Annotated in this window: 18 protein-coding genes and 1 pseudogene; all 19 read right to left on the bottom strand. The window is 70.1% G+C overall.

Going from position 1 to position 21,130, the window contains the following annotated elements:
• Positions 1-3 precede the first annotated feature (3 nt).
• Positions 4-2,364 carry a xanthine dehydrogenase family protein molybdopterin-binding subunit gene (locus tag DNK54_RS17005; RefSeq protein ID WP_110208202.1) on the bottom strand — a complete coding sequence of 787 codons (2,361 nt, stop codon included), beginning with the start codon at positions 2,362-2,364 and terminating at the stop codon, positions 4-6.
• A complete protein-coding gene (locus DNK54_RS17000) occupies positions 2,361-2,837 on the bottom strand; it encodes a (2Fe-2S)-binding protein (RefSeq protein ID WP_110208201.1) in 477 nt (158 codons plus the stop codon). Before DNK54_RS17000 ends, DNK54_RS17005 begins: the two co-directional genes overlap by 4 nt.
• Entirely contained in the window at positions 2,834-5,215 is a 2,382-nt protein-coding gene (locus DNK54_RS16995) for a xanthine dehydrogenase family protein molybdopterin-binding subunit (protein ID WP_110208200.1), read from the bottom strand. The genes DNK54_RS17000 and DNK54_RS16995 overlap by 4 nt, the downstream gene beginning before the upstream one ends.
• On the bottom strand, positions 5,212-6,087 hold the full coding sequence (locus DNK54_RS16990; protein WP_110208199.1) for an FAD binding domain-containing protein: 876 nt from the start codon (positions 6,085-6,087) through the stop codon (positions 5,212-5,214). Before DNK54_RS16990 ends, DNK54_RS16995 begins: the two co-directional genes overlap by 4 nt.
• Positions 6,084-6,929, bottom strand: a complete 846-nt coding sequence (locus DNK54_RS16985) for a carbon-nitrogen hydrolase family protein (RefSeq protein WP_110208198.1) — start codon at positions 6,927-6,929, stop codon at positions 6,084-6,086. The genes DNK54_RS16990 and DNK54_RS16985 overlap by 4 nt, the downstream gene beginning before the upstream one ends.
• Entirely contained in the window at positions 6,926-7,726 is an 801-nt protein-coding gene (locus tag DNK54_RS16980) for a cupin domain-containing protein (protein ID WP_110208197.1), read from the bottom strand. Before DNK54_RS16980 ends, DNK54_RS16985 begins: the two co-directional genes overlap by 4 nt.
• Before the next feature lie 99 nt (positions 7,727-7,825).
• Positions 7,826-9,208, bottom strand: coding sequence for a uracil-xanthine permease family protein (locus DNK54_RS16975; RefSeq protein WP_110208196.1), 1,383 nt, complete (start codon positions 9,206-9,208; stop codon positions 7,826-7,828).
• Positions 9,208-9,537 (bottom strand): annotated as a pseudogene (locus tag DNK54_RS16970) (S-(hydroxymethyl)mycothiol dehydrogenase); the annotation flags it as partial. The pseudogene DNK54_RS16970 and the gene DNK54_RS16975, both read right to left, overlap by 1 nt.
• A complete protein-coding gene (locus tag DNK54_RS21565) occupies positions 9,441-9,668 on the bottom strand; it encodes a carboxymuconolactone decarboxylase family protein (protein WP_239460169.1) in 228 nt (75 codons plus the stop codon). The pseudogene DNK54_RS16970 and the gene DNK54_RS21565, both read right to left, overlap by 97 nt.
• A gap of 215 nt (positions 9,669-9,883) precedes the next feature.
• Complete coding sequence (locus tag DNK54_RS16960) at positions 9,884-10,627, bottom strand: SRPBCC family protein (protein WP_110208204.1); 744 nt, start codon at positions 10,625-10,627, stop codon at positions 9,884-9,886.
• 3 nt (positions 10,628-10,630) lie between these two features.
• Positions 10,631-11,464, bottom strand: a complete 834-nt coding sequence (locus DNK54_RS16955) for a cyclase family protein (protein WP_204164662.1) — start codon at positions 11,462-11,464, stop codon at positions 10,631-10,633.
• A gap of 4 nt (positions 11,465-11,468) precedes the next feature.
• A complete protein-coding gene (locus DNK54_RS16950; protein WP_110208202.1) occupies positions 11,469-13,829 on the bottom strand; it encodes a xanthine dehydrogenase family protein molybdopterin-binding subunit in 2,361 nt (786 codons plus the stop codon).
• Positions 13,826-14,302: a (2Fe-2S)-binding protein gene (locus DNK54_RS16945; RefSeq protein WP_110208201.1), complete on the bottom strand. Its 477-nt coding sequence runs from the start codon at positions 14,300-14,302 to the stop codon at positions 13,826-13,828. Before DNK54_RS16945 ends, DNK54_RS16950 begins: the two co-directional genes overlap by 4 nt.
• Positions 14,299-16,680 carry a xanthine dehydrogenase family protein molybdopterin-binding subunit gene (locus tag DNK54_RS16940; RefSeq protein WP_110208200.1) on the bottom strand — a complete coding sequence of 794 codons (2,382 nt, stop codon included), beginning with the start codon at positions 16,678-16,680 and terminating at the stop codon, positions 14,299-14,301. The genes DNK54_RS16945 and DNK54_RS16940 overlap by 4 nt, the downstream gene beginning before the upstream one ends.
• Positions 16,677-17,552 carry an FAD binding domain-containing protein gene (locus DNK54_RS16935; RefSeq protein WP_110208199.1) on the bottom strand — a complete coding sequence of 292 codons (876 nt, stop codon included), beginning with the start codon at positions 17,550-17,552 and terminating at the stop codon, positions 16,677-16,679. Before DNK54_RS16935 ends, DNK54_RS16940 begins: the two co-directional genes overlap by 4 nt.
• A complete protein-coding gene (locus DNK54_RS16930) occupies positions 17,549-18,394 on the bottom strand; it encodes a carbon-nitrogen hydrolase family protein (RefSeq protein ID WP_110208198.1) in 846 nt (281 codons plus the stop codon). The genes DNK54_RS16935 and DNK54_RS16930 overlap by 4 nt, the downstream gene beginning before the upstream one ends.
• Positions 18,391-19,191, bottom strand: coding sequence for a cupin domain-containing protein (locus DNK54_RS16925; RefSeq protein ID WP_110208197.1), 801 nt, complete (start codon positions 19,189-19,191; stop codon positions 18,391-18,393). Before DNK54_RS16925 ends, DNK54_RS16930 begins: the two co-directional genes overlap by 4 nt.
• Positions 19,192-19,290: 99 nt before the next feature.
• Entirely contained in the window at positions 19,291-20,673 is a 1,383-nt protein-coding gene (locus DNK54_RS16920; protein ID WP_110208196.1) for a uracil-xanthine permease family protein, read from the bottom strand.
• The coding region (locus DNK54_RS16915) for a zinc-binding dehydrogenase (protein ID WP_162602519.1) at positions 20,673-21,130 on the bottom strand (458 nt) is incomplete at its 5' end. The genes DNK54_RS16920 and DNK54_RS16915, both read right to left, overlap by 1 nt.

The raw sequence follows: 21,130 nt of genomic DNA, 5'->3' as shown, positions 1-21,130 counted from the left end.
GTCTCAGTGCTCCTTCTGGTTGGGTGACTGCTCATGGCCCGGTTCGCTGATCAGCTGACGGATCAGGTCTGGGCGGATGGGGGTCTGGGTGACGCTGCCCGGTCGGGAGAGGGCGTCGTCGACGGCGGAGGCGATCGCTGCTGCCGTCGCCGTGGTGCCGCCTTCGCCGGCGCCCTTGACGCCGAGCGGATTGAGCGGGCTCGGGGCGTCCTCGGTGACCAGCACGCCGAACTCCGGCATCTCGGCCATCGTCGGCATCAGGTAGTCCATGAAGGTGGTCGCCTGCGGCTGGCCGTCCTCGGCGTAGCGGAACTCCTCGTAGAGCGCTCCGCCGATGCCCTGAGCCGCGCCACCGGTGATCTGCCCCTCGACCAACAGGTGGTTGAGTGCCTTCCCGACGTCGTACCCGACCAGGAAGCGCTCGAGCGTGGGCTTGCCGGTGCCTCGGTCGATCTGCACCACGGCGACGTGTACGCCGTAGGGATAGGTCATGTGATCGCTGTGGAACCAGCCATCGCAGGTCAAGCCCGGTTCTTCGCCGATGGCCTTCGCGCGATGCGGCTCGAGCAGGGCCGCGATCTCGCCGAGGCCCAGGCCCGTGCCGGGGGTGCCGACCACCTGCACGCGGCCGCGGACGAGCTCCAGGTCGGCCTCGTCGATCTCGAGGTGGTGGGCCGCGACCCGCAGCGCCTTCGCCCGCACCGCGAGGGCGGACTCCAGGACGGCGTTGCCCACCATCACCGACTGCCGGGTGGCGAAGGCGCCCCGGCCGTAGTTGAAGTGCTCGGTCTGGCCGCGCACGGTCCGGATCCGGTCCAGGTCGAGGTCGAGCACCTCGCCGACGACCTGGGACAGCACGGTGTCCACACCCTGACCGACCGAGGAGGCTCCGGTCGTGACGAGCGCGGAGCCGCCGGTGTCGACCATGACCCGGGCGCCTTCGGACGGTCCGAGGCCGCTCTTCTCGACGAACCAGCCATAGCCGATGCCGACCAGCTCCCCGGCCTCGCGCCGGGCGGCCACCTCCTCGCGCAGGGTGGGCAGGTCGAAGGTCTCCTCCATCCTGTCCATCAGGAGTGCGTAGTCGCCGGAGTCGTAGACCAACTCGGTGCCCATCGCCAGGATCGGCCGCCGGTAGGGCATGGCGTCGGCGGGGATGAAGTTGCGCCGACGCAGCTCGATCCGGTCGAGGCCGAGGCCGTTGGCGATCGCGTCGATCAGGCGCTCCCGGGCGAAGGTGCCCTCGTAGCGGCCCGGAGAGCGGTAGGTGCCGGCGGGCGTCTTGTTGCTCATCCGCACGTGGCCGGTGATCCGGTAGCTGGGCAGCAGATAGGGTCCGGGCAGCATCGATGCGGTGAGTCCGGCCACGGTGGCGCCGTGGGTGCGCACGTAGGCGCCCTGGTCGGCCCAGAACTCACCGTCCAGCGCCGTGATCAGGCCGGTCTCGTCCACCGCCGCGCGCAGCCGATGACGCTGGTCACGGGAGTGGTTGCACGTGGTCAGGTGCTCCTGCCGGTCCTCGACCCAGCGCACCGGTCGGCCCAACCGGATCGTGGCGAGGGGGACCAGCACGTCCTCGGGATAGAGCTCGCCGCGCGGCCCGAAGCCGCCGCCGACATGTCCTTCGATCAGCTGGACCTCGTGCGGCGAACGGCCGACCATCTGGGCGATCGCGTCACGGTTCCAGAAGGGGACCTTGGCTGCGCCGTTGACCATGAGCACGCCGGTGGCCGCGTCCACATGCGCGGAGCCTCCCCGGCACTCCATGGGCACGCCCGAGTGGCGGCCCACCCGCACGTCCACATCGAAGACGTGCGCTGCCGCGGCGAATGCGGCGTCCGGGTCGCCGTACTCGAGGTGGATCGTCGCGGACTCGTTGTCGCGGCCGGCGCCGTCGGCCGCCTCGACAGCCGTCCACGCGACCTCCTCGGCATCGAGCCACGGCGTCGGTTCGCCGGTGGGATCGACGGTCGCAGGCAGCGCCTCGACCTCCACGTCGACGAGTTCGGCGGCATCCTCGGCGAGGTACTCCGACTCGGCGAAGACGACCGCCACCGGCTCGCCGACGTAGCGCACCCGTCCGCGGGCCAGGACCGGCTGTCGGTAGGGAAGCATCGACTCGATCGGCGTCAACCGGAAGGCGATCGGCGGCAGGTCGGCGATGTCGTCATGGGTCCAGACGGCGGCCACGCCGGGGAGCGCACGAGCCGCAGAGGTGTCGATCGACCTGATCCTGCCGTGGGCCACAGGCGAGCGCACGACACGCATGTGGAGCTGCCCCGGCAGGGTCACGTCCGCAGCGAACCGGCCCTGGCCACGGAGCAGGACCGGGTCCTCGACCCGCTGGAGGGATTCGCCGATCATTCGCGCATCTCCGCCGCCGCCGCCTTCGTGGCGGTGAGGATGTTCTGGTAGCCGGTGCAGCGACAGAGGTTGGAGGAGAGGATGTCGACGAGCTCCTCGTCGCTGCGGTCCGGGTCCTCCTCCAGGGTGCCCGCCGCCAACATCAGGAAGCCCGGGGTGCAGAAGCCGCATTGGAGGCCGTGGTGCTTCCAGAACGCCCGCTGCACCGGATGCAGCTCCTCATCGTCGGGGGCCAGGCCCTCGACGGTGCGCAGCGACATGCCCTCGGCCTGGACCGCGAACATCAGGCAGGCCCGGATCGGCTGCCCGTCGGCGAGGATCGTGCAGGCGCCGCAGACACCGTGCTCGCAGCCCAGGTGGGTGCCGGTCAGGCCGCAGTCCTCGCGGAGCACGTCGGCCAGTGTCTTGCGGGGCTCGACGGTGACGTCATGACGCTCGCCGTTGACGTAGAGCCGCAGCGGGACCTGGTTCATCGGGTGCCTCCTGAGGTGGTGCTGGAATGGGTCGTCTCGGTCGCCGACCGGATAGCGGTGCGGACCATGGCAGGGGTCACCGGCATGTGGGTGAATCCCACGCCGAGCGGGGAGAGGGCGTCGCTGACCGCGTTCAGCACAGCGCCGGGGGCGCCGATCGTGCCGCCCTCGCCCACACCCTTCGCACCGGTGATCGTCTGGTCGGAGTGGGAGTGGAGGTGGTGGATCTCGATCTGGGGAACCTCCTGCATGGTTGGCGGCAGGAAGTCCATCAGCGAGGTGGTCACCAGGTTGCCGGCGTCGTCGTAGATCAGCTCCTCATAGAGGGCGTTGGCGATCCCCTGCGCGATACCGCCGCGGACCTGTCCCTCCACGATCTGGGGATTGACCAGGACTCCGGCGTCCTCGACGACCAGGAAGCGGGTGATGCGTACGTGGCCGCTGGACGCCTCGACCTCCACCTCGGCGGCGTGCACCGCGTTGGAGAAGGTGCCGCCGGGGTTGTAGAAGGCGGTGGTGTCCAGGCCCGGCACGTCGTCCTCCGCCAGGAGATGCGAGCTGTGGAAGGCACGCCGGGTGATGTCGGGGATCGAGACCGAGCGATCGGTGCCGCGCACCGTCGCCCGCCCCTCAGCGAGCTCGACGTCGGCCGGGTCGCACTCCATCATGTCGGCGGCGATCCTGGTGACCTTGTCACGCAGGTCGGCCCCAGCACGTCGTGTCGCACCGCCCGCGATCACCATCGCGCGGCTGCCGAAGCTGCCCCAGCCGTACGGCGTCTGGTCGGTGTCGGAGTGCACCACGCGGACCACGCCGGGGTCGACGCCGAGCTCGTCGGCAACCACTTGGGCGAGGCTCGTCCGTAGGCCCTGGCCATGCGGGGACGCGCCGATGCGCAGCACCAGGCCGCCGGAGGGATCGAAGGCCAGCTGGACCTGTTCGTAGCCGGGGGTGATGACCATGGACCGGGCGGCGAACGCGGGGGTGCCGTAGCCGGTGCGCTCGGCGAAGCAGGAGAATCCCTGCCCGAGGTAGCGTCCCTGGGCCAGGGCCGCCCGCTGTCGCTCGCGGAACTCCTCGACGTCCATCAGCTCGGCCGCCCGGGCCAAGGCCTCCAGGTGACTGGACTCGTCGATGATCAGCCCGCTGGGGCCCCGGTGCGGGTAGTCGCGCACGAGGTTGAGCTCCCGCAGCTCCAGCCGATCGATGCCGAGCTGGAGGGCGGCGACGTCCATCAGTCGCTCCATCGCCAGGGTCTGCACGGGTCGCGAGACGCCGCGGTAGGGCGCGATCGGGCACTTGTTGCTCAACACCGCGCGTGCTCGCACGGCGTACTCGGCCACCCGGTAGGGCCCCGGCAGCTCGGCCATCGCCATCAGCGGCTCGACGCCGTAGGTCACCGGATAGCAGGAGTAGGCGCCCACGTCCGCTACGATGTCGGCGCCGAGGGCGACGAGCTCCCCGGCCTCGGTGAAGCTCCCGGTCACCCGGTAGCGCTGCTCGCGACTGTGCCACGAGGCCAGGAAGTTCTCCTCGCGAGTCTCGACCCAGGCGAGGTTGCGCCGGAGCCGGCGGGCCGTGTGGACCAGGGCGACGTCTTCGCGTGCGAGTGCCATCTTGGCTCCGAAGCCGCCTCCCACGTCGGGGGCGATGACGCGCAGGTCGTCTTCGGGGATGCCCAGGCAGTCGGCGATGCCGGTGCGCACGACGTGCGGCATCTGGGTGGTGGTGCTCAAGGTGACCCGCCCGCTGCCGCGGTCGTAGGCGGCATGCGAGGCGCGGGCCTCCATCGGCATCGCGCTCTGTCTGGAGCAGGACACCTCGATCTCGACCGTGTGGGCGGCCCCGCGGGACACCTCGTCGTAGCCGCCGGTGGTGATCCGACCGTCGACGACGGTGTTGGGGTCGCCGGGGAAGTCGGCCGGATGCACCAGGGGAGAGTCCGGGAGTACGGCGGCGCTCGCGTCCAGCACCGGAGGCAGCGGGTCGATCTCCACGCTCACCAGCTCGGCGGCGTCCTCAGCCTCCGCCGGAGTGTCGCCCAGCACCAGTGCGACGGGCTCGCCGACGAAGCGGACGACGTCGTGGGCCAGGATCGGTGTCTCGACGGTGACGTAGTCGGGGCGGGTCAGCGCCGGAGCGATGGGGTGCACCTCGGCGAGGTCGGCCGCGGTGATCATCCGCACGTGGGCGGGTGCGGAGACCTCACGAAGAACGCCGGAGGCGAGTGGGCTGCGGACGAAGACCGCATAGAGACAGCCGTGATCGTGCGCGGCGATGTCGGCGACGTAGGTGCCCCAGCCGCGCAGGATCGCCGGATCCTCGAAGCGGGGCAGGGAGCGCCCCACCCACGTGGTCGGCTCGGCCTGGTCGGTCATCGGGCGACCCCTTGGGCCAGCGAGGAGGTGAGCATGGCGCGCACCAGGTCGCGGCGGTACGGGGCATCGCCGTGTGCATCGCTCGGCGGGTCGACCTCGCTGGCCGCGGCCTCGGCCGCCGCGCGGGCGAGGGGCGAGGTTGCGATGTCGTCGTCGAGGCGCTGCCCGACGAGGGTGGCCTCGGCCGCGCCGCTGCGGAACGGGGTGTCCGCGACGCCGCCGATGCACACCCGCGCGTGCGTGACCACGCCCTTCTCCACGGCGAGGTCGGTGGTGACCGCGACGATGGCGAAGTCGCCGGCGCGGCGAGCGAACTCCGCGAAGCCGGTCCGGTGCTCGTCTCCGAGCCTGGGCAGGGAGACCTCGACGAGGAGCTCGTCGGGTTCCATGGCGGTCGTGAAGATGGAGAGGAAGAAGTCGGCAGCCGGGATCTCCCGACGCCCGCGGGCGCGGCTCTCGACGACCATCGTCGCGTCCAGGAGCCGGGCGATCAGGCACCACTCGGAGGCTGCGTCGCTGTGCGCCAGGCTCCCGCCGAAGGTGCCCCGGGTCCGGATCGGCAGGTGGCCGACGTGGGCGGCGGCGCTGCGCAGCAGCCGGGCGAGGGGATCGGCGCCGGACATGTTCTGCACCGCGAGGTGGCGCGTGCGAGTACCGATCACCAGCCGGTCTCCCTCGACACGCGTGCCAGCCAGGCCGGGGACACGATTGATGTCGATGAGCCGCGATGGCCGGGCCAGCCGGAAGTTCATCATCGGCACCAGGCTCTGGCCGCCGGCCAGCACCTTGGACTCCTCAGGATCTTGGTGGAGGAGATCGAGTGTCTCGGCAAGCGACTCGGGCCGAACGTATTCGAAACTACTGGGCTTCATAGGAGCTCCTCGAGGTACTGCACGCGATAGAGGTCGGTACGCCGATCCTCCCGGGGGTTGATCCGCGGCCCGCGTCGCCGAGCCGCGCGCACCTCGACCGGGTCGATGGTCGCGACCGCGGAGTCGGGCCCGCGCCGGGAGAGCGGGCCGGCGACGAGCTGGCCCCGCGCGTCGACCGCGAGGGATCCGCCGAGTGGCACCACGCCGTCCTGGCCGGGGCCGGGCGCCTGCGAGACGCCGACGACGGCCACCTGGTCGAGGTTCGCCTGGACGACGACGGCCTGCGCCTGCTGCACCAGGCCGTTCTCCGGCACGCGGTTGTCGAAACCGCCGACCCACGCTGCTGGCGCCAGGACGATCTCGGCGCCGCGGAGGCTGAGGCTGCGGAGCACCTCCACGAAGCGGAGGTCGTAGCAGACGCAGACACCCAGCTTGCCGTAGTCGGTCGCGACCACCGGCAGGTCGTCACCGGGCGTGTAGGCCAACTGCTCGGCGTCGAAGAGGTGCAGCTTGCGGTAGCGCAGCACCGGCCCGTCCGGGCCGACGACGGCGACGGTGTTGAAGATCTCGACGCCGTCGCGCTCGGGAAAGCCGACAGTGATCAGACCACCCAGCCTCCGGGTGATCCCCGTCAGCGTCGCCACCAGGGGGCCGTCGAGTGGTTGGGCGCAGCGGTCGACGGTGGCCGGATCGACGACGTAGCCGGAGGAGGCGAGCTCGGGGAGGACGACGATGTCGGCACCGTCTTGGAGCGCTCGAGTCGCGCGGGCGGCGATCTCGGCGGTGTTCTCCTCGACCTCCCCGATCTGCGGTGCGGTCTGCTCGAGCGCGATCACGGTCATGCCCGGGTCGGCTCCGCGGCGAGGGCCTCGACATCGACGCCGACGGCACGCAGCATGTCCAGGTCAGCTGGGCAGGGACCGCCGACCGAGATCACCTGCTCGCCCAGGTCCGCCGCCACAGCGTGGACGACCCCCGGAGGGATGGTGACCACGTCACCGGGGCCGAAAGGTACGCGCGTGCCGTGCGTGTGGTCCTCCGCGGTGCCGTGCCCGGCCAGGATGAAGATGGTGTCCTCCGAGTAGGCGTGCAGATGCTCCTTGTTGCGCTCGCCGGGCTCCAGGACGACGTAGTTCATGTTCGCGCTGACCGCTCCGGCGCCGTACCAGACCACGAGCCGGGCGTCTGCGGAGATGAACGGCACCATCAGGCCGGGCACATCGCGGTGGTAGTAGGAGATCCCGCCCTGGGGGTCCTCCTGGCCGTTCTTGGTGCCGAAGGACGCATCGACCGGCGCCGGCCCGCCCAGCACGGTCGCACCGGCGACGGTGGCGAACGAGTACGTCGTGCGCGGACGCACGTGGAACATTCCGCCTTCGACCACAGTGGTGGCCGGGCCGTCACCGGAGAGCACCTCCACGGTGCCGTCGATCACGTAGTAGACGGCCTCGTCGAGGTGCCGGAACGGGTTGGTGCGGCTCATCTGACCGAGCGTGAAGTGGTAGAGGCTGCGGAGCGCGCAACCGAGCTGTGGGCCCACCACCTCGCGGCAGCTTCCGGTGCCGGAGATGACGGGGAGCTCCGGGCCCCAGTCGGCTTCGGTGACGACGCGCAGGCCGTCGGGGTGTCCGTTGACCATCAGTTCTCCATTCCGTGCACAACACTTGAAGTAGATTCAGCCTAGTTGAAACTCTAGGGCAATGGGAAGGGTTCATCTGCCCGAAAAGGGCGCAAAAGTTCAGTTCAAATGAAAAGTAGGCGTTGAGGGGCGCGTGAGGCGCGGCCGGATCAGCAGATTCACCACGACGTGGAGGAGCAAGAGGAGGACCACTCCGACCATCATCGGATTGGTGAGCATGCTCGCTGCCGACGCGGGTAGGGCCGCGGTGACCTCGACCGGCAGGAAGAGCGTCCCGAGCGCGATGATGAAGGACGGCGCGGCCACCATCATGTTGAGCTCGTCCCACTCGACCTCGCCGAGGAGCTGGATGCCCGAGACCGCGATGATGCCGAAGAGCACCGTCGATGCCCCGGCGAGGACGGCGCCCGGCAGGCTCGCGACGAAGAGCCCGACCGCCGGCACGAAGGCGAGGACGAGGGAGAGCACGCCGGCGGTCAGGGTGACGAAGCGACTGCCGACCCCGGTCACGCGCACGATGCCCGCGTTCTCCGGGTAGGACGTGGTGCCGATGCCCCCGAACGCCGCCCCGAGGACGGATCCGAGGAATTCGGTGAACAGCCCGCGGTTCGTGCGGGCCACGTCGGGCCGCTGACCGCCCCAGCCGCCGACCATCTGGTACATCCCTGCGGACTCGGTGCCGGCCTGGAGAAAGGCCAGCATCATCAGCAGCACGACTCCGCCGTCGACGCCGAAGCCGAAGGGCAGCCAGGTCGGCAGCGCGACGATCGCGACGTCGCCGACCGATGGCCCATCCCACAGGCCCGTGCTCGCCGCTACCACGGTGCCGGCGAGGATCCCCCAGAAGACCGCTGCCCTGCGGATCACCGAAGTGCCGCCGAAGAGGGTGCAGGCGATCACGGCGACGACGGTGAAGGCGGCTACCAGGAAGAGCGGCAGGCCGAAGCCGTGTTGGTCGGGCTGTCCGAACCAGCCACTCAGCCCGACCGTCGCCAGTTGGGCGCCGATGATGACGAACAGCGTGCCGAAGACGATCGGATGCGAGGCGACCCGGGCGACGTGCCCGAAGAGGCCCCAATGCTTCAAGGGAAGACTGAGGGCCGCGAAGACCGCACCTGCGACCATCAACGAGCCGAAGGCTGTGCCGAGTCCGTGGGTCGCGCCGGAGGCGATCAGGGCCACCATGAACGCGGCTGTCGGTCCTTGCACGATCGGCAGCCGCAGCAGACGACTGGACTGGAGGATCGTCACGACGCCCGTCATCAGGAAGCAGCCCTGCGTGATCAGGCCGACCTCTGCGTGGCTGAGGCCGAGAGCGGTACCGATGATGCCGGGGAAGAGCCAGATCCCGGTCAAGGCGAGGAGGTGCTGGCCGCCGAAGAGCAGGGTGCGTGGCGCCGGCAGCGTGTCGTCGAATCCGATGGTGAGCACGGGTGTGGCGGCTGCCTGGCTCTCGCGCCGTCCCTCGGCCAGGTGCTTCATCAGAGCACCACGACCGAGCGGAGGACGTCGCCGTGGTGCATCTTCTCGAACGCGGCCTCGACGTCGCCGATGCCGATCTCCTCGGAGACGAAGGCGTCCAGGTCGAGTCGGCCCTGCTGATAGAGGTCCACCAACATCGGGAAGTCCCGCGACGGCAGGCAGTCGCCGTACCAGCTCGACTTCAACGCACCACCGCGACCAAAGACGTCAATCAGCGGCAGGTCCGGCACCTTCATCTCCGGAGTCGGGACGCCGACCAGCACCACGGTGCCGGCCAGATCACGCGCGTAGAAAGCCTGCTTCCAGGTCTCGGGCCGGCCGACCGCCTCGTCAGGGCAGCCAGCTCTGCCTCGCTCAGGCCCACGGCGAGGCCGACCCGTTCATGGGCGTACCACTCGAAGTCGCTGGCGGTCGCGACGGCGACCATCAGGATCGCGATCTCGCGGCCCCGGTCCGTCATCGAGGTCCGGTAGCGGATCGCCGCACCGAGATCCTGGAGCGCCAACCCGACGCTGGGCGCATGCAGCATCACCCCGAACGGTCCGTTGAGGGAGCCGTCGGGAGCCTTGAGCTCGAAGAGCTGGCGCCCTTGAGCACGCCGACCGCCGGCGATGGCGTCGTACACCTCCTGTTGCTCGGGAGCCAGCCCGCCTGGCACGAGCGCGGCCAGGCGGCTCATCGCAGTCCCCGGCCGGCGAGGCGGGCATCGAGCCACGCGTTCAGTCGCGGGTCGGCCCACGGGTCGCCGCCGGAGCCCGAAGCCCGGCCGCGACGGCCCAGGAGACGGCCGAGAAGCAGCCCGACGAGCAGCCCGACGAGTGGCGGGCCGGCCTGCCGGAGCACGGTGGGCCCGAGCACTGCCAGCATGTTGAGGTCGTCCGCCGGTGCTGCGGCGACGCTGCCGCTGGGGGCGGCGGTGGGCGCCGCGCTACCCGCGCCGGGCGGTGCGGGCGCCGCGGTGCTGCCGTCTCCCGCGATCAGGGCACCGAGGTTGTCGGTGAACTGCCCGATCAGCCGGTTGCTGACATCCGCGATCGCGCCGCGGCCGAACTGCGCCATCCGGCCGCTGATCTCCAGGTCGGTGTCGAGCAGTACCCGGGTACGGTCGGCGCCGGCGTCCTCCAGCTGCACGTGCATCGTGGCGTCGGTCGAGGTGCTGCCCTTGGTGTCCTTGCCCGCCATCGAGATCACCGCAGTGTGCGCGTCGGCATCGGTCTCGACGAACTTCGCGACCCCCTGGAGGTTGGCACCGATCGGTCCGACCTTGACCTTCACCGTGCCCAGGAAGGCTTCGCCGTCGCGTCCGGTGATCGAGGCCCCCGGCAGACAGGGGGCGACCCGCTCCAGGTCGTTGAGCAGCTCCCAGGTGCGCGCGATGCCGGCCTCGACGACGAACTCGTTGCTCAGCTTCATCGCCATGTCTCAGGCTCCTCGTCCGGCCAGGCCCTCGATGACCTCGTCCTCGCCACAGTCGAAGAACGCCATGATGCGGCACGGGCACGCCTCGCCGCCCTGGATCTTCCACGGGAAGGCGCCGATGATCGCGCGCTGGTTGAGCACGGTCTTGAGGTCGCCGCCCACGTTCTCGGCGTGGATGCAGCCGTCCTGGAAGGCCAGGTGGTGCATGGGGAAGATGTCGGAGGTGATCTCGCGGCCCGACATGTGGTGGGTGTAGGTGTATTCGCCGAGGAACTCCTTGTAGCTCATCCCGACGTGCTTCTCGAACTGCGCGAGCAGGTCGGGCCGCATGTTGCGGATGGTGGTGTTCATCGGGTGGTCGCCGGAGCCGGCGTCGATGCCCCACCAGCGGATCTCCATGTCGGCCATCCACTCGGCCAGGCGAACGCTGCCGCCCGGGTGCATGGTGAAGTAGCGGACCAGGTCCTGCTTCGGCATGCCCTGGTAGTAGTCGATGAAGCCGGTGTGGATGATGAGGATGTCGCCCTTCTTCACCTCCACCTTCGAAGTGATGTGCTCGGGCTCGATCAAGCCCCAGTCCGGCACCTCGTCGGAGACGTCGACGATCACGCCGGGGTGGATCAGCTTGTCCAGCGGCAGCGAGGCCATGTCGAGCCCGCCGTCGGTGCCGTGCATCGGGCCGTCCAGGTGGGTGCCGCTGTGCAGCGACGTCTCGATCTTCTGCGAGACGATCTGGTTGGTCTGCAGGTTCTGCGTGTAGTAGAGCTTGCCGCCGGGGTAGCCGACCCAGCCCGGAGTGTGGATGCCCCAGGGGTGGGTGAGGTCGACGATGCGCATGGTCTCAGTGCTCCTTCTGGTTGGGTGACTGCTCATGGCCCGGTTCGCTGATCAGCTGACGGATCAGGTCTGGGCGGATGGGGGTCTGGGTGACGCTGCCCGGTCGGGAGAGGGCGTCGTCGACGGCGGAGGCGATCGCTGCTGCCGTCGCCGTGGTGCCGCCTTCGCCGGCGCCCTTGACGCCGAGCGGATTGAGCGGGCTCGGGGCGTCCTCGGTGACCAGCACGCCGAACTCCGGCATCTCGGCCATCGTCGGCATCAGGTAGTCCATGAAGGTGGTCGCCTGCGGCTGGCCGTCCTCGGCGTAGCGGAACTCCTCGTAGAGCGCTCCGCCGATGCCCTGAGCCGCGCCACCGGTGATCTGCCCCTCGACCAACAGGTGGTTGAGTGCCTTCCCGACGTCGTACCCGACCAGGAAGCGCTCGAGCGTGGGCTTGCCGGTGCCTCGGTCGATCTGCACCACGGCGACGTGTACGCCGTAGGGATAGGTCATGTGATCGCTGTGGAACCAGCCATCGCAGGTCAAGCCCGGTTCTTCGCCGATGGCCTTCGCGCGATGCGGCTCGAGCAGGGCCGCGATCTCGCCGAGGCCCAGGCCCGTGCCGGGGGTGCCGACCACCTGCACGCGGCCGCGGACGAGCTCCAGGTCGGCCTCGTCGATCTCGAGGTGGTGGGCCGCGACCCGCAGCGCCTTCGCCCGCACCGCGAGGGCGGACTCCAGGACGGCGTTGCCCACCATCACCGACTGCCGGGTGGCGAAGGCGCCCCGGCCGTAGTTGAAGTGCTCGGTCTGGCCGCGCACGGTCCGGATCCGGTCCAGGTCGAGGTCGAGCACCTCGCCGACGACCTGGGACAGCACGGTGTCCACACCCTGACCGACCGAGGAGGCTCCGGTCGTGACGAGCGCGGAGCCGCCGGTGTCGACCATGACCCGGGCGCCTTCGGACGGTCCGAGGCCGCTCTTCTCGACGAACCAGCCATAGCCGATGCCGACCAGCTCCCCGGCCTCGCGCCGGGCGGCCACCTCCTCGCGCAGGGTGGGCAGGTCGAAGGTCTCCTCCATCCTGTCCATCAGGAGTGCGTAGTCGCCGGAGTCGTAGACCAACTCGGTGCCCATCGCCAGGATCGGCCGCCGGTAGGGCATGGCGTCGGCGGGGATGAAGTTGCGCCGACGCAGCTCGATCCGGTCGAGGCCGAGGCCGTTGGCGATCGCGTCGATCAGGCGCTCCCGGGCGAAGGTGCCCTCGTAGCGGCCCGGAGAGCGGTAGGTGCCGGCGGGCGTCTTGTTGCTCATCCGCACGTGGCCGGTGATCCGGTAGCTGGGCAGCAGATAGGGTCCGGGCAGCATCGATGCGGTGAGTCCGGCCACGGTGGCGCCGTGGGTGCGCACGTAGGCGCCCTGGTCGGCCCAGAACTCACCGTCCAGCGCCGTGATCAGGCCGGTCTCGTCCACCGCCGCGCGCAGCCGATGACGCTGGTCACGGGAGTGGTTGCACGTGGTCAGGTGCTCCTGCCGGTCCTCGACCCAGCGCACCGGTCGGCCCAACCGGATCGTGGCGAGGGGGACCAGCACGTCCTCGGGATAGAGCTCGCCGCGCGGCCCGAAGCCGCCGCCGACATGTCCTTCGATCAGCTGGACCTCGTGCGGCGAACGGCCGACCATCTGGGCGATCGCGTCACGGTTCCAGAAGGGGACCTTGGCTGCGCCGTTGACCATGAGCACGCCGGTGGCCGCGTCCACATGCGCGGAGCCTCCCCGGCACTCCATGGGCACGCCCGAGTGGCGGCCCACCCGCACGTCCACATCGAAGACGTGCGCTGCCGCGGCGAATGCGGCGTCCGGGTCGCCGTACTCGAGGTGGATCGTCGCGGACTCGTTGTCGCGGCCGGCGCCGTCGGCCGCCTCGACAGCCGTCCACGCGACCTCCTCGGCATCGAGCCACGGCGTCGGTTCGCCGGTGGGATCGACGGTCGCAGGCAGCGCCTCGACCTCCACGTCGACGAGTTCGGCGGCATCCTCGGCGAGGTACTCCGACTCGGCGAAGACGACCGCCACCGGCTCGCCGACGTAGCGCACCCGTCCGCGGGCCAGGACCGGCTGTCGGTAGGGAAGCATCGACTCGATCGGCGTCAACCGGAAGGCGATCGGCGGCAGGTCGGCGATGTCGTCATGGGTCCAGACGGCGGCCACGCCGGGGAGCGCACGAGCCGCAGAGGTGTCGATCGACCTGATCCTGCCGTGGGCCACAGGCGAGCGCACGACACGCATGTGGAGCTGCCCCGGCAGGGTCACGTCCGCAGCGAACCGGCCCTGGCCACGGAGCAGGACCGGGTCCTCGACCCGCTGGAGGGATTCGCCGATCATTCGCGCATCTCCGCCGCCGCCGCCTTCGTGGCGGTGAGGATGTTCTGGTAGCCGGTGCAGCGACAGAGGTTGGAGGAGAGGATGTCGACGAGCTCCTCGTCGCTGCGGTCCGGGTCCTCCTCCAGGGTGCCCGCCGCCAACATCAGGAAGCCCGGGGTGCAGAAGCCGCATTGGAGGCCGTGGTGCTTCCAGAACGCCCGCTGCACCGGATGCAGCTCCTCATCGTCGGGGGCCAGGCCCTCGACGGTGCGCAGCGACATGCCCTCGGCCTGGACCGCGAACATCAGGCAGGCCCGGATCGGCTGCCCGTCGGCGAGGATCGTGCAGGCGCCGCAGACACCGTGCTCGCAGCCCAGGTGGGTGCCGGTCAGGCCGCAGTCCTCGCGGAGCACGTCGGCCAGTGTCTTGCGGGGCTCGACGGTGACGTCATGACGCTCGCCGTTGACGTAGAGCCGCAGCGGGACCTGGTTCATCGGGTGCCTCCTGAGGTGGTGCTGGAATGGGTCGTCTCGGTCGCCGACCGGATAGCGGTGCGGACCATGGCAGGGGTCACCGGCATGTGGGTGAATCCCACGCCGAGCGGGGAGAGGGCGTCGCTGACCGCGTTCAGCACAGCGCCGGGGGCGCCGATCGTGCCGCCCTCGCCCACACCCTTCGCACCGGTGATCGTCTGGTCGGAGTGGGAGTGGAGGTGGTGGATCTCGATCTGGGGAACCTCCTGCATGGTTGGCGGCAGGAAGTCCATCAGCGAGGTGGTCACCAGGTTGCCGGCGTCGTCGTAGATCAGCTCCTCATAGAGGGCGTTGGCGATCCCCTGCGCGATACCGCCGCGGACCTGTCCCTCCACGATCTGGGGATTGACCAGGACTCCGGCGTCCTCGACGACCAGGAAGCGGGTGATGCGTACGTGGCCGCTGGACGCCTCGACCTCCACCTCGGCGGCGTGCACCGCGTTGGAGAAGGTGCCGCCGGGGTTGTAGAAGGCGGTGGTGTCCAGGCCCGGCACGTCGTCCTCCGCCAGGAGATGCGAGCTGTGGAAGGCACGCCGGGTGATGTCGGGGATCGAGACCGAGCGATCGGTGCCGCGCACCGTCGCCCGCCCCTCAGCGAGCTCGACGTCGGCCGGGTCGCACTCCATCATGTCGGCGGCGATCCTGGTGACCTTGTCACGCAGGTCGGCCCCAGCACGTCGTGTCGCACCGCCCGCGATCACCATCGCGCGGCTGCCGAAGCTGCCCCAGCCGTACGGCGTCTGGTCGGTGTCGGAGTGCACCACGCGGACCACGCCGGGGTCGACGCCGAGCTCGTCGGCAACCACTTGGGCGAGGCTCGTCCGTAGGCCCTGGCCATGCGGGGACGCGCCGATGCGCAGCACCAGGCCGCCGGAGGGATCGAAGGCCAGCTGGACCTGTTCGTAGCCGGGGGTGATGACCATGGACCGGGCGGCGAACGCGGGGGTGCCGTAGCCGGTGCGCTCGGCGAAGCAGGAGAATCCCTGCCCGAGGTAGCGTCCCTGGGCCAGGGCCGCCCGCTGTCGCTCGCGGAACTCCTCGACGTCCATCAGCTCGGCCGCCCGGGCCAAGGCCTCCAGGTGACTGGACTCGTCGATGATCAGCCCGCTGGGGCCCCGGTGCGGGTAGTCGCGCACGAGGTTGAGCTCCCGCAGCTCCAGCCGATCGATGCCGAGCTGGAGGGCGGCGACGTCCATCAGTCGCTCCATCGCCAGGGTCTGCACGGGTCGCGAGACGCCGCGGTAGGGCGCGATCGGGCACTTGTTGCTCAACACCGCGCGTGCTCGCACGGCGTACTCGGCCACCCGGTAGGGCCCCGGCAGCTCGGCCATCGCCATCAGCGGCTCGACGCCGTAGGTCACCGGATAGCAGGAGTAGGCGCCCACGTCCGCTACGATGTCGGCGCCGAGGGCGACGAGCTCCCCGGCCTCGGTGAAGCTCCCGGTCACCCGGTAGCGCTGCTCGCGACTGTGCCACGAGGCCAGGAAGTTCTCCTCGCGAGTCTCGACCCAGGCGAGGTTGCGCCGGAGCCGGCGGGCCGTGTGGACCAGGGCGACGTCTTCGCGTGCGAGTGCCATCTTGGCTCCGAAGCCGCCTCCCACGTCGGGGGCGATGACGCGCAGGTCGTCTTCGGGGATGCCCAGGCAGTCGGCGATGCCGGTGCGCACGACGTGCGGCATCTGGGTGGTGGTGCTCAAGGTGACCCGCCCGCTGCCGCGGTCGTAGGCGGCATGCGAGGCGCGGGCCTCCATCGGCATCGCGCTCTGTCTGGAGCAGGACACCTCGATCTCGACCGTGTGGGCGGCCCCGCGGGACACCTCGTCGTAGCCGCCGGTGGTGATCCGACCGTCGACGACGGTGTTGGGGTCGCCGGGGAAGTCGGCCGGATGCACCAGGGGAGAGTCCGGGAGTACGGCGGCGCTCGCGTCCAGCACCGGAGGCAGCGGGTCGATCTCCACGCTCACCAGCTCGGCGGCGTCCTCAGCCTCCGCCGGAGTGTCGCCCAGCACCAGTGCGACGGGCTCGCCGACGAAGCGGACGACGTCGTGGGCCAGGATCGGTGTCTCGACGGTGACGTAGTCGGGGCGGGTCAGCGCCGGAGCGATGGGGTGCACCTCGGCGAGGTCGGCCGCGGTGATCATCCGCACGTGGGCGGGTGCGGAGACCTCACGAAGAACGCCGGAGGCGAGTGGGCTGCGGACGAAGACCGCATAGAGACAGCCGTGATCGTGCGCGGCGATGTCGGCGACGTAGGTGCCCCAGCCGCGCAGGATCGCCGGATCCTCGAAGCGGGGCAGGGAGCGCCCCACCCACGTGGTCGGCTCGGCCTGGTCGGTCATCGGGCGACCCCTTGGGCCAGCGAGGAGGTGAGCATGGCGCGCACCAGGTCGCGGCGGTACGGGGCATCGCCGTGTGCATCGCTCGGCGGGTCGACCTCGCTGGCCGCGGCCTCGGCCGCCGCGCGGGCGAGGGGCGAGGTTGCGATGTCGTCGTCGAGGCGCTGCCCGACGAGGGTGGCCTCGGCCGCGCCGCTGCGGAACGGGGTGTCCGCGACGCCGCCGATGCACACCCGCGCGTGCGTGACCACGCCCTTCTCCACGGCGAGGTCGGTGGTGACCGCGACGATGGCGAAGTCGCCGGCGCGGCGAGCGAACTCCGCGAAGCCGGTCCGGTGCTCGTCTCCGAGCCTGGGCAGGGAGACCTCGACGAGGAGCTCGTCGGGTTCCATGGCGGTCGTGAAGATGGAGAGGAAGAAGTCGGCAGCCGGGATCTCCCGACGCCCGCGGGCGCGGCTCTCGACGACCATCGTCGCGTCCAGGAGCCGGGCGATCAGGCACCACTCGGAGGCTGCGTCGCTGTGCGCCAGGCTCCCGCCGAAGGTGCCCCGGGTCCGGATCGGCAGGTGGCCGACGTGGGCGGCGGCGCTGCGCAGCAGCCGGGCGAGGGGATCGGCGCCGGACATGTTCTGCACCGCGAGGTGGCGCGTGCGAGTACCGATCACCAGCCGGTCTCCCTCGACACGCGTGCCAGCCAGGCCGGGGACACGATTGATGTCGATGAGCCGCGATGGCCGGGCCAGCCGGAAGTTCATCATCGGCACCAGGCTCTGGCCGCCGGCCAGCACCTTGGACTCCTCAGGATCTTGGTGGAGGAGATCGAGTGTCTCGGCAAGCGACTCGGGCCGAACGTATTCGAAACTACTGGGCTTCATAGGAGCTCCTCGAGGTACTGCACGCGATAGAGGTCGGTACGCCGATCCTCCCGGGGGTTGATCCGCGGCCCGCGTCGCCGAGCCGCGCGCACCTCGACCGGGTCGATGGTCGCGACCGCGGAGTCGGGCCCGCGCCGGGAGAGCGGGCCGGCGACGAGCTGGCCCCGCGCGTCGACCGCGAGGGATCCGCCGAGTGGCACCACGCCGTCCTGGCCGGGGCCGGGCGCCTGCGAGACGCCGACGACGGCCACCTGGTCGAGGTTCGCCTGGACGACGACGGCCTGCGCCTGCTGCACCAGGCCGTTCTCCGGCACGCGGTTGTCGAAACCGCCGACCCACGCTGCTGGCGCCAGGACGATCTCGGCGCCGCGGAGGCTGAGGCTGCGGAGCACCTCCACGAAGCGGAGGTCGTAGCAGACGCAGACACCCAGCTTGCCGTAGTCGGTCGCGACCACCGGCAGGTCGTCACCGGGCGTGTAGGCCAACTGCTCGGCGTCGAAGAGGTGCAGCTTGCGGTAGCGCAGCACCGGCCCGTCCGGGCCGACGACGGCGACGGTGTTGAAGATCTCGACGCCGTCGCGCTCGGGAAAGCCGACAGTGATCAGACCACCCAGCCTCCGGGTGATCCCCGTCAGCGTCGCCACCAGGGGGCCGTCGAGTGGTTGGGCGCAGCGGTCGACGGTGGCCGGATCGACGACGTAGCCGGAGGAGGCGAGCTCGGGGAGGACGACGATGTCGGCACCGTCTTGGAGCGCTCGAGTCGCGCGGGCGGCGATCTCGGCGGTGTTCTCCTCGACCTCCCCGATCTGCGGTGCGGTCTGCTCGAGCGCGATCACGGTCATGCCCGGGTCGGCTCCGCGGCGAGGGCCTCGACATCGACGCCGACGGCACGCAGCATGTCCAGGTCAGCTGGGCAGGGACCGCCGACCGAGATCACCTGCTCGCCCAGGTCCGCCGCCACAGCGTGGACGACCCCCGGAGGGATGGTGACCACGTCACCGGGGCCGAAAGGTACGCGCGTGCCGTGCGTGTGGTCCTCCGCGGTGCCGTGCCCGGCCAGGATGAAGATGGTGTCCTCCGAGTAGGCGTGCAGATGCTCCTTGTTGCGCTCGCCGGGCTCCAGGACGACGTAGTTCATGTTCGCGCTGACCGCTCCGGCGCCGTACCAGACCACGAGCCGGGCGTCTGCGGAGATGAACGGCACCATCAGGCCGGGCACATCGCGGTGGTAGTAGGAGATCCCGCCCTGGGGGTCCTCCTGGCCGTTCTTGGTGCCGAAGGACGCATCGACCGGCGCCGGCCCGCCCAGCACGGTCGCACCGGCGACGGTGGCGAACGAGTACGTCGTGCGCGGACGCACGTGGAACATTCCGCCTTCGACCACAGTGGTGGCCGGGCCGTCACCGGAGAGCACCTCCACGGTGCCGTCGATCACGTAGTAGACGGCCTCGTCGAGGTGCCGGAACGGGTTGGTGCGGCTCATCTGACCGAGCGTGAAGTGGTAGAGGCTGCGGAGCGCGCAACCGAGCTGTGGGCCCACCACCTCGCGGCAGCTTCCGGTGCCGGAGATGACGGGGAGCTCCGGGCCCCAGTCGGCTTCGGTGACGACGCGCAGGCCGTCGGGGTGTCCGTTGACCATCAGTTCTCCATTCCGTGCACAACACTTGAAGTAGATTCAGCCTAGTTGAAACTCTAGGGCAATGGGAAGGGTTCATCTGCCCGAAAAGGGCGCAAAAGTTCAGTTCAAATGAAAAGTAGGCGTTGAGGGGCGCGTGAGGCGCGGCCGGATCAGCAGATTCACCACGACGTGGAGGAGCAAGAGGAGGACCACTCCGACCATCATCGGATTGGTGAGCATGCTCGCTGCCGACGCGGGTAGGGCCGCGGTGACCTCGACCGGCAGGAAGAGCGTCCCGAGCGCGATGATGAAGGACGGCGCGGCCACCATCATGTTGAGCTCGTCCCACTCGACCTCGCCGAGGAGCTGGATGCCCGAGACCGCGATGATGCCGAAGAGCACCGTCGATGCCCCGGCGAGGACGGCGCCCGGCAGGCTCGCGACGAAGAGCCCGACCGCCGGCACGAAGGCGAGGACGAGGGAGAGCACGCCGGCGGTCAGGGTGACGAAGCGACTGCCGACCCCGGTCACGCGCACGATGCCCGCGTTCTCCGGGTAGGACGTGGTGCCGATGCCCCCGAACGCCGCCCCGAGGACGGATCCGAGGAATTCGGTGAACAGCCCGCGGTTCGTGCGGGCCACGTCGGGCCGCTGACCGCCCCAGCCGCCGACCATCTGGTACATCCCTGCGGACTCGGTGCCGGCCTGGAGAAAGGCCAGCATCATCAGCAGCACGACTCCGCCGTCGACGCCGAAGCCGAAGGGCAGCCAGGTCGGCAGCGCGACGATCGCGACGTCGCCGACCGATGGCCCATCCCACAGGCCCGTGCTCGCCGCTACCACGGTGCCGGCGAGGATCCCCCAGAAGACCGCTGCCCTGCGGATCACCGAAGTGCCGCCGAAGAGGGTGCAGGCGATCACGGCGACGACGGTGAAGGCGGCTACCAGGAAGAGCGGCAGGCCGAAGCCGTGTTGGTCGGGCTGTCCGAACCAGCCACTCAGCCCGACCGTCGCCAGTTGGGCGCCGATGATGACGAACAGCGTGCCGAAGACGATCGGATGCGAGGCGACCCGGGCGACGTGCCCGAAGAGGCCCCAATGCTTCAAGGGAAGACTGAGGGCCGCGAAGACCGCACCTGCGACCATCAACGAGCCGAAGGCTGTGCCGAGTCCGTGGGTCGCGCCGGAGGCGATCAGGGCCACCATGAACGCGGCTGTCGGTCCTTGCACGATCGGCAGCCGCAGCAGACGACTGGACTGGAGGATCGTCACGACGCCCGTCATCAGGAAGCAGCCCTGCGTGATCAGGCCGACCTCTGCGTGGCTGAGGCCGAGAGCGGTACCGATGATGCCGGGGAAGAGCCAGATCCCGGTCAAGGCGAGGAGGTGCTGGCCGCCGAAGAGCAGGGTGCGTGGCGCCGGCAGCGTGTCGTCGAATCCGATGGTGAGCACGGGTGTGGCGGCTGCCTGGCTCTCGCGCCGTCCCTCGGCCAGGTGCTTCATCAGAGCACCACGACCGAGCGGAGGACGTCGCCGTGGTGCATCTTCTCGAACGCGGCCTCGACGTCGCCGATGCCGATCTCCTCGGAGACGAAGGCGTCCAGGTCGAGTCGGCCCTGCTGATAGAGGTCCACCAACATCGGGAAGTCCCGCGACGGCAGGCAGTCGCCGTACCAGCTCGACTTCAACGCACCACCGCGACCAAAGACGTCAATCAGCGGCAGGTCCGGCACCTTCATCTCCGGAGTCGGGACGCCGACCAGCACCACGGTGCCGGCCAGATCACGCGCGTAGAAAGCCTGCTTCCAGGTCTCGGGCCGGCCGACCGCCTCGACCACTACATCGGCACCCTCGGCACCCTTGTAGGTCTCCGCACAGATCCGCTTGATCTCCTCGACCGGGTCGACCTGCGAGGAGTCCACCGTGTGCGTCGCACCCATCTCCTTGGCCTTCGCCAGCT

Source organism: Nocardioides daejeonensis, assembly GCF_003194585.1.
Lineage (GTDB): Bacteria > Actinomycetota > Actinomycetes > Propionibacteriales > Nocardioidaceae > Nocardioides > Nocardioides daejeonensis.
The sequence above is the reverse complement of the archived record's forward strand: the minus strand, read 5'-3'. Positions and strand labels throughout refer to the sequence as shown.

Excerpts from the sequence above, each read along its gene's own strand:
- DNK54_RS17005 (WP_110208202.1), bottom strand. The coding sequence starts at position 2,364 with ATGATCGGCGAATCCCTCCAGCGGGTCGAGGACCCGGTCCTGCTCCGT.
- DNK54_RS17000 (WP_110208201.1), bottom strand. The coding sequence starts at position 2,837 with ATGAACCAGGTCCCGCTGCGGCTCTACGTCAACGGCGAGCGTCATGAC.
- DNK54_RS16995 (WP_110208200.1), bottom strand. The coding sequence starts at position 5,215 with ATGACCGACCAGGCCGAGCCGACCACGTGGGTGGGGCGCTCCCTGCCC.
- DNK54_RS16990 (WP_110208199.1), bottom strand. The coding sequence starts at position 6,087 with ATGAAGCCCAGTAGTTTCGAATACGTTCGGCCCGAGTCGCTTGCCGAG.
- DNK54_RS16985 (WP_110208198.1), bottom strand. The coding sequence starts at position 6,929 with ATGACCGTGATCGCGCTCGAGCAGACCGCACCGCAGATCGGGGAGGTC.
- DNK54_RS16980 (WP_110208197.1), bottom strand. The coding sequence starts at position 7,726 with ATGGTCAACGGACACCCCGACGGCCTGCGCGTCGTCACCGAAGCCGAC.
- DNK54_RS16975 (WP_110208196.1), bottom strand. The coding sequence starts at position 9,208 with ATGAAGCACCTGGCCGAGGGACGGCGCGAGAGCCAGGCAGCCGCCACA.
- DNK54_RS21565 (WP_239460169.1), bottom strand. The coding sequence starts at position 9,668 with ATGACGGACCGGGGCCGCGAGATCGCGATCCTGATGGTCGCCGTCGCG.
- DNK54_RS16960 (WP_110208204.1), bottom strand. The coding sequence starts at position 10,627 with ATGGCGATGAAGCTGAGCAACGAGTTCGTCGTCGAGGCCGGCATCGCG.
- DNK54_RS16955 (WP_204164662.1), bottom strand. The coding sequence starts at position 11,464 with ATGCGCATCGTCGACCTCACCCACCCCTGGGGCATCCACACTCCGGGC.
- DNK54_RS16950 (WP_110208202.1), bottom strand. The coding sequence starts at position 13,829 with ATGATCGGCGAATCCCTCCAGCGGGTCGAGGACCCGGTCCTGCTCCGT.
- DNK54_RS16945 (WP_110208201.1), bottom strand. The coding sequence starts at position 14,302 with ATGAACCAGGTCCCGCTGCGGCTCTACGTCAACGGCGAGCGTCATGAC.
- DNK54_RS16940 (WP_110208200.1), bottom strand. The coding sequence starts at position 16,680 with ATGACCGACCAGGCCGAGCCGACCACGTGGGTGGGGCGCTCCCTGCCC.
- DNK54_RS16935 (WP_110208199.1), bottom strand. The coding sequence starts at position 17,552 with ATGAAGCCCAGTAGTTTCGAATACGTTCGGCCCGAGTCGCTTGCCGAG.
- DNK54_RS16930 (WP_110208198.1), bottom strand. The coding sequence starts at position 18,394 with ATGACCGTGATCGCGCTCGAGCAGACCGCACCGCAGATCGGGGAGGTC.
- DNK54_RS16925 (WP_110208197.1), bottom strand. The coding sequence starts at position 19,191 with ATGGTCAACGGACACCCCGACGGCCTGCGCGTCGTCACCGAAGCCGAC.
- DNK54_RS16920 (WP_110208196.1), bottom strand. The coding sequence starts at position 20,673 with ATGAAGCACCTGGCCGAGGGACGGCGCGAGAGCCAGGCAGCCGCCACA.